General features: G+C 41.6%; 1 protein-coding gene. It reads right to left on the bottom strand.

What is annotated here, in order from left to right; all coding sequences use genetic code 11:
• Window positions 1-91 precede the first annotated feature (91 nt).
• The gene (locus tag J5224_RS27215; protein WP_264628266.1) at window positions 92-1,096 is read right to left on the bottom strand and encodes a pentapeptide repeat-containing protein; all 1,005 of its coding nucleotides are present in this window, start codon (window positions 1,094-1,096) and stop codon (window positions 92-94) included.
• Window positions 1,097-1,561: the final 465 nt, after the last annotated feature.

Consider the following 1,561-nt stretch of genomic DNA (forward strand, 5'->3'; position numbering starts at 1 on the left):
AATGCAAATCCCAACACCCTCTATATAATAGGAAAATAAACCATTGCATTCATTTTCTAATTTATCTACATGGTTAAAGGTTATCATCTGCCTATAGTCCAAATGGGTTAGTTCCAGCCATGTTAGTTCCTTCCACATTAATCTTGAGCAGGTTAGCTCTTGTTAATATTGCGTCGCGCAGGTTAGCTCTTTTCAGGTTAGCGCTGCTCAGATTGGCATCGGTCAAGTCAGCGTTGCTCAGGTCAGCTCTGATCAAGTTCGCGTTGCTCAGGTTCGCGTTGGTTAAGTCAGCCTCAATCAGGACAGACATTGTCGCGTCTGCGTGGGTTAGGTCTGCTCCGTTTAGTTTGGCATTTAGCAGCTCAGCTTGGGTCAAGTCAGCGTTGCTCAGGTTAGCATTGGTCAGAACAGCATCGTTTAGCTCAGCCCTTTTCAAGCTAGCATAGTTCAGGTTAGCATTGGTCAGGTCAGCGTCACTCAGAACAGACATTGACACGTTAGCGTGGGTTAGGTCAGCTCCGTCTAGTTTGGCATTGCTCAGGTCAGCACCGCTAAGATCAGCGCGTTTCAGGTCAACATCGCTTAGAATTGCGTTTCTTAGATAAGCGCCTTTCAGGTCAGCACCACTCAGGTTAACGCCTTTCAGGTTGATAACCCCATCATCAGTTAAGATATCTTTAATACAGGTGATATTGAGCAATGCTTTCAATTTGAGTGTTTGGAATATATTAAAAAAATTTTCAGCATCAATTTCTTGATTTTCTGACTTATTGCCTTTTGTTACTTCTACAGTAACTTTGTTTGTATGGTCTGTGTAATAAAATGACACCTCACACCCATGAATGCAATCTACGTGTATTTTCCTGCCATCTTCCATTTCTTTGGCTGTGAGTCCGCTAAAAGCACTTTCCATTTTCGTCATTATTTGATTATATAAATCCTCCTTATCTTTTCGTATTTTACCAAATGTAATAAAATTGATAATGTGTTCGAGTAATCCTTTTGGTGAAGTCATCTCTTTTATGGAACTGTCTGTTCCTATCATGGACATGGATAAATCATTTAATAAACGCCCTGCTGATGTATTAAGTAACATTGAAATAACCACAGTCAAAAAAAATATAATTTAATGTAAGTTTTTTGTTATGTTGATTTAATCGGGTTTATAACCGATATTGGTTGCAGTTTATAATGCGGGATTAACGGTCGACCAACCATTTTTTCAAGGTGCTCAATCCACACATCCAGCCACTGATACTAATCAGTGAGATAATCGTGAAGGTTGTAACGGGCCATAATGTCCCCATCGGGTGGCCGAGACGCTTATCGATGACATGAAGCGGCGCACCAGGTTCTGAACAGTCCTTCACTAGTCATGAAGCGACTAAGGCCCATCTCTGTTTTATCTACTTTGTCTCGGCGTTTTCAGCGTGACTGTCTGCATATAGTCTCTGTAAGCAATGTGTACACGCCTCTTACCTAATACGCAAAATGCACACAAAAATGCCAGCGGCGCAAGCCGCTGGCTGGTGAAAAGCACCATTACTCAGAAGTTTCTCTA

It is taken from the genome of Candidatus Symbiopectobacterium sp. NZEC135, from assembly GCF_025962695.1.

Coding starts and splice junctions, on each gene's coding strand:
- J5224_RS27215 (WP_264628266.1), bottom strand. CDS start 1,096: ATGTTACTTAATACATCAGCAGGGCGTTTATTAAATGATTTATCCATG.